Source organism: Boseongicola sp., assembly GCF_057460485.1.
This window is the reverse complement of sequence record NZ_JBVCWP010000241.1, coordinates 1-5,903: the sequence shown is the minus strand read 5'-3', so window position 1 is coordinate 5,903 and position 5,903 is coordinate 1. Positions and strand designations below refer to the sequence as shown.

The 5,903-nt window shown below is 54.7% G+C and carries 5 protein-coding genes; 2 read left to right on the top strand and 3 right to left on the bottom strand.

What is annotated here, in order from left to right; translation table 11 throughout:
* Together AC221Y_RS19125 and AC221Y_RS19120 are read left to right on the top strand one after the other, a co-directional pair.
* Positions 1 to 1,563 (top strand): ABC transporter permease (locus AC221Y_RS19125; RefSeq protein ID WP_486708051.1); only part of this gene is annotated, 1,563 nt, incomplete at its 5' end.
* Between the two features lie 2 nt (positions 1,564 to 1,565).
* On the top strand, positions 1,566 to 2,639 hold the full coding sequence (locus tag AC221Y_RS19120) for an ABC transporter ATP-binding protein (protein WP_299756748.1): 1,074 nt from the start codon (positions 1,566 to 1,568) through the stop codon (positions 2,637 to 2,639).
* On the opposite strand, the gene AC221Y_RS19115 is transcribed toward AC221Y_RS19120, so the two are convergent.
* The 3 genes from AC221Y_RS19115 to AC221Y_RS19105 all read right to left on the bottom strand — a co-directional run bounded on the left by AC221Y_RS19115 (position 2,636) and on the right by AC221Y_RS19105 (position 5,672).
* Positions 2,636 to 3,475: an inositol monophosphatase family protein gene (locus AC221Y_RS19115; RefSeq protein ID WP_486708050.1), complete on the bottom strand. Its 840-nt coding sequence runs from the start codon at positions 3,473 to 3,475 to the stop codon at positions 2,636 to 2,638. The genes AC221Y_RS19120 and AC221Y_RS19115 overlap by 4 nt on opposite strands.
* A 195-nt stretch (positions 3,476 to 3,670) precedes the next feature.
* Positions 3,671 to 5,224, bottom strand: a complete 1,554-nt coding sequence (locus AC221Y_RS19110) for an alanine/glycine:cation symporter family protein (protein ID WP_299756742.1) — start codon at positions 5,222 to 5,224, stop codon at positions 3,671 to 3,673.
* 10 nt (positions 5,225 to 5,234) lie between these two features.
* Positions 5,235 to 5,672 (bottom strand): universal stress protein, encoded by a 438-nt coding sequence (locus AC221Y_RS19105; RefSeq protein ID WP_299756739.1) that lies wholly within the window; start codon positions 5,670 to 5,672, stop codon positions 5,235 to 5,237.
* Between the last annotated feature and the right edge of the window lie 231 nt (positions 5,673 to 5,903).

Sequence of the window (5,903 nt, the reverse complement as noted above, 5' to 3'; positions counted from 1 at the left end):
GGGCTTGGCTGCCTGACCGGTGGGCGATGTGGAGCCGCGTGGAATTCACTTTTTCTCGCTATCCTTGTGGGCCTTCTCACAACGGTTCTGGGACTGGTCTTTGCCCTGGTCGTCACAAGATCTGGCTTTCGATACAAACGCGCATTACGAGCGCTCACTGTCCTACCAATTATCACCCCGCCCTTTGTCATCGGTCTGGCGCTTATCTTACTGTTCGGCCTCTCCGGGTCGGTAACGCAGTTCTTCGCGGAACTGTTTGGAGTGCAACCGACGCGGTGGCTGTACGGCATGCCAGGCGTGTTGATCGCACAAACTTTGGCATTCACCCCGATCGCATTCCTCGTCTTGATCGGCGTCGTTGAGGGCGTCTCACCTTCAATGGAAGAGGCGGCGCAAACCCTGCGCGCTGACCGTTGGCAAACATTCCGCACCGTCTCTTTGCCGTTGATGCGGCCCGGTTTGGCGAACGCGTTCCTTCTTGGTTTCATCGAAAGTATGGCAGATTTCGGGAACCCCCTCGTGCTTGGCGGCAACTTTGATGTTCTGTCGACCGAGATTTTCTTTGCCATCGTCGGCGCCCAATACGATCAGGGCCGCGCGGCGGTTTTGGCGATGGTGTTGTTGTTCTTCACACTGTCGGCCTTTTATGCCCAGCGCATGTGGCTTGGAAAGAAAAGCTACACAACTGTTTCGGGCAAAGGCGATGCCGGCGTGCATCCGTTGATGCCAAACGGTCTTGCTATCCCGGTGTTTATCGCAGCCGGAACTTGGGGTTTGTTCACGATCATCGTTTACGCGATGATCCTTTACGGCAGCGTGGTCGAGCTTTGGGGCGTCAACAATTCGCTGACGTTTAAGCACTATGTGACCGCGTTCTCGGTCCGATTTGAAGAAAGCGGTATTCGCTGGACGGGCGCGGCATGGGACAGTTTCTGGACCACTATATACATCGCCGCTGCGGCAGCTCCGCTGACTGCGATTGTTGGGCTTGTGACAGCCTATCTGCTGACGCGGCAAAACTTCGCTGGCAAGAACGCGTTCGAGTTCGGCACCATGCTAAGCTTTGCTATTCCCGGAACGGTCATCGGCGTAAGCTACATCCTTGCCTTCAACGTGCCGCCAATCGAGATCACGGGAACAGGCATCATCCTGATTGTGAGCTTCATTTTCCGCAATATGCCGGTCGGCGTGCGCGCAGGGATTGCCTCGATGAGCCAGTTGGATAAATCGCTGGACGAATCCTCGCTGACGCTCGGCGCAAATTCCTGGCAGACGTTCCGGAAAATCATTTTGCCATTGCTCCGACCGGCAATTCTGGCCGCTCTCGTCTATAGTTTCGTGCGAGCCATGACGGCGATTTCCGCAGTGATTTTCCTAGTCTCAGCCGAATACGATATGGCCACCAGCTACATCATCGGACGCGTTGAAAACAACGACTACGGACTTGCGATCGCTTATTCCACAACGCTGATATTCGTCATGCTGGCGGCCGTTGGTTTGCTACAGATATTGGTTGGGCGCACCAAAATCGGACGCCGTACGCAATTCGAGGCAGGAGAATAATCATGGGCGAGACACGCATTGCAAGCAAAGCAGCTCCGGTTCGCTTTGAGAATGTCTCCAAGCGTTTCGGTCGTGACGTCGTTGCTGTGGATAGCATCGATCTGCATGTGGAGGCCGGGAAGCTTGTGACGCTTCTTGGGCCTTCGGGTTGCGGGAAAACAACGACGTTGCGGATGATCGCCGGTCTGGAGATGGCCTCCGAGGGGCGTATCCTGATCGGAGACCGCGATGTCACGACCCTGCCCGCGACGGACCGCGACGTGTCGATGGTGTTCCAATCCTACGCCCTGTTCCCGCATATGAGTGTCCTTGAAAACGTCTCATACGGCCTGACCTTCTCGGGCTTCTCAAAGGCCGAAACACGAGAGCGCGCGCTTGCAGGTCTTGAACTGGTCGGTCTCAAAGGTTTTGACATCCGCCTTCCAAGCGAGTTGTCGGGCGGTCAGCAGCAGCGGGTTGCCGTGGCGCGGGCCCTGGTTCTGGAGCCGCAGGTTCTTTTATTCGACGAACCCTTGTCCAATCTGGACGCCAAGCTTCGTCGACAAGTGCGCGAAGACATTCGGGCGATCCAGCAAGACCTTGGTCTTACCGTGGTTTATGTCACGCATGATCAGGAAGAGGCTCTTGCCGTTTCGGACGAGATTGTGGTGATGCGGAATGCCTCGATCGCGCAGATCGGCACGCCCCGTCAGCTTTACGACGCACCGGTTGACCGTTTCGTCGCAGACTTTATCGGCGAGGCCAACATCGTCCCCTGTAACCTCGACACCGTCGAAGGCGACCGTGCCACGATCTCGGTAGATAATTACACCCACAACTTGCCCGCCCGTGGCCTGAAAGTAGGTCCGGCAAAGCTTGCTGTTCGCCCCTCGCGGATCGTGATTGGCGCAGACGGCGGCTTTCCCGCCAAGGTCGCCAAAGCCACCTATGTCGGGGTGCGGATGGAATACACGCTTGAGGCCAGTTTCGGCACGATGTTCGCGGTGCAAGATGACGTCGACAATCCGCTTGAGGTCGGCTCGGATGTGTCCGTTGGCTTTACAGAAAAGGGTCCGGTTCTTTTGCCCGAGGCCTAATCGGCCTGACCGAAAGCCGTCTTCGAGATGTCCAAAAGCCGATCAAAGACTGCCGGGGTCCCGACAACCACCCGCCCGCCGTCCCGTATCATTACGTCTGCATCCTGGGGTTCGACCCGGCCACCGGCCTCGGCCACAATAAGTTGGCCTGCAAGGCAATCCCACGCGTTCATGTGCTCTTCAGTATAACCCAAAAGCCGTCCGGCTGCGACGTAGGCCAACGATAGGGCACCGGAAGCGTTGCGATAGAACATTGAGCCTTCACTTACCACAGCGGCCACCAATCGCAGGATGCCTTGGTCGTCGACCCGGTTGGAATACCCGATCCCAACAGTGCCCTCTGACAGCGATCGGTCGTCATCAAGGCTCAAGGCAACACCGTTCAATGTCGCTCCATGTCCTTTGGTCGCAACGAAGGTTTCGGCGTTACAGGGGTCATGGATCACACCAAGTTGCGTTGCTCCGTCCCGCACGCCTGCAACCACCACCGTCCACGCCGGGATACCGTTCACAAAGTTCGTTGTTCCGTCGATCGGATCAATCACCCAAGTAAATCCCGACGTGCCGGGTTTCGGCGCGTGCTCTTCGCCGACAATTGCATCGTCAGGGAAGGATTTTGCCAGCAAGTCTCGCGTCAGGAGTTCGACATTTCGATCGGCCTGCGAAACAAAATCCTGATGCCCTTTGCGGTCGATTACCAGTTGGTCCTGATCTTTGAAATATTGAGCCGCCAAACGTCCAGCTTCATGGCATATCTCGATCAAAATAGCGGCGCGGTCGGTCATGGTCATCCAATCAAAATCTGAACTGCCCAAGCCTACGACAAGACGAAGCATTCAACAAACCGACATTCGAACTGTTTGGGCACTTAGATCAAGTGAGCGGGCCTTTGGCCTCTGCCAACTTTCTTGAACAGCACGGGGGGCATGCCGAACGGTTCAAAGTCCGCCCTCGTCGACATTGCTCGCAATGACAAAGGCTTTTCGCAAGAGTGTCCCCGACGCAAAACAGATTGCGTCGGGGACCATCGCTTAGTGAGTGAACTTCTTGATCTCGCCATTTTCCAAACGCGATGCGTAGGAGAACAACTCCTTCTTCACCACCTTCATCAGGAAGTAGAGACAGAAGATGTTGACCACCGCCATTGCGAAGATCGCAGCATCAGAGAAGTCGATGACCGGACCAAGGCTTGCGGCAGCGCCGATAACGATGAAGACGCAGAAGATGACCTTGAAAATCAGTTCAGTCGTTTTGCCTTCGCCAAACAAATAGGTCCAGGCTTTCAGGCCATAATAGCTCCACGAGATCATCGTGGAGAAGGCGAACAGAACGACCGCGACTGCCAACACATATGGGAACCAACTGATGCCCGACGCAAAGGCTGCAGAGGTCAGCGCGACACCAGAATTGCCGTCTATCGTTGCAACGGCCGTGCCCGCTTCGTTCAAGACGTAGTTGCCGCTTGCCGGATCAATGATCAACTGCTGCGATATTACAATCACAAGCGCTGTCATCGTGCAGATGACAACAGTGTCGATCAGCGGTTCAAGCAAAGAGACAAAGCCCTCGGTGATCGGTTCTTTGGTTTTCACCGCAGAGTGCGCGATTGCCGCAGATCCAACACCAGCTTCGTTCGAAAACGCCGCTCGCTTGAAGCCTTGGATCAAAGCCCCGACGAAACCACCAGCGACGCCAAGACCCGTAAACGCACCGTCAAAGATCTGACCGAAAGCCCAGCCAATTTTATCATAGTTTACCAACAAGATTATCAGCGCGGCGCCGACATAAAGGATGCCCATGAATGGCACGACTTTTTCGGTGACGTTAGCGATCGATTTAATACCGCCAACGATGACCGCAAAGACCACACCAGCGAAGATGATCCCGGTAATCCAGCCCGGATAGTCGCCGAAAATGCCGGAAATCTGGGCATGTGCCTGATTGGCCTGAAACATATTGCCACCACCAAGGGCGCCGAGAATACAGAATATCGAAAAGACGACAGCGAGGATTTTGCCGCCTGGCAAGCCCAATTCATCGAAGCCCTTCGAGATATAGTACATCGGACCACCAGAAACTGTGCCGTCCGGATATTCGTTTCGATACTTCACACCAAGCGTACATTCGGTGAATTTGGACGCCATCCCAAGAAGGCCCGCAAGGATCATCCAGAAAGTCGCACCCGGTCCGCCAATGCCGACGGCCACCGCAACGCCCGCGATGTTGCCGAGACCAACTGTGCCTGACAACGCAGTGGCAAGCGCCTGAAAGTGGCTGACTTCACCGGCATCGTTGGGATCGGAGTAGTCGCCTTTGACAAGCTGAATAGAATGCCGGAAAAAACGAAACTGAACAAAGCCAAAGTAAAAAGTGAACACTGTGGCCGCGACGACGAGCCACATTACGATCCAGGGAAAGCTTGTTCCCGGAAAGGGTGCGAAGATCAAACTTACAAAAGGACCAGTCAGGCTGGCAAACGCCTCATTGACCTTGGCGTCAATGCTCATCGCCTCTTGAGCCGCCAGCGGACTGGACGCCAAAGCCGCAGCAACGGACGTCATCCAGAGTTTTAATGTATTTTTCATAATTGTCCCTTTATCCGACGACCGTGACCGGCACTTCTGCGTGCATGACGAGGCTCTGTGTCGAGCTGCCGAAGATGCGCTTGGAAAACCCCCCAGAAGATGTGCGGCCAACGATGATCTGTGATCCGCCGTTTTCCACTGTGAGTTTGTTCAACGTTTCAGCAACGTCGCCGTGACGAACAAGACCGCTCGCGTTAAACCCCGCCGCCTTCAGCGCGGCCACAGCCGGCTCGACGATCCGTGTTTCGGCAAGCTTGATCTCTTCTTCGCGCCGATTATGGCGTTGCTCATTCTCTTCTGCTGTTTGGAATGTGAATGGTGACCATTCAATGACGTAAGCGGCAAGCAACTCACAAGCACCGATCTTGGATGCCAAGTTTTTTGCAAATTCGAGTGCGCGTTCACCGGCATCTGTCCCGTCAAGTCCAATGACAATTTTGACTGTCATCATATCCTCCGTGTTCGGTTTTCTTATTACATTTTGGAGGGCGATCGCCCTCAGCCGAGGCGGAGGAAACAAGCCACCGCTCCCCGACACCGCTGTGTAGAGTATTAGTGATTATCAATAGTCGTTGGGGACTTATTCAAGCATATTTCAGGCCTTATTCCTAAAAATAGGTCAAAGATTAGGAAAAATAACTATTGAGCGGGGAAAAGGGAAAATTCTATAAAAGAATTC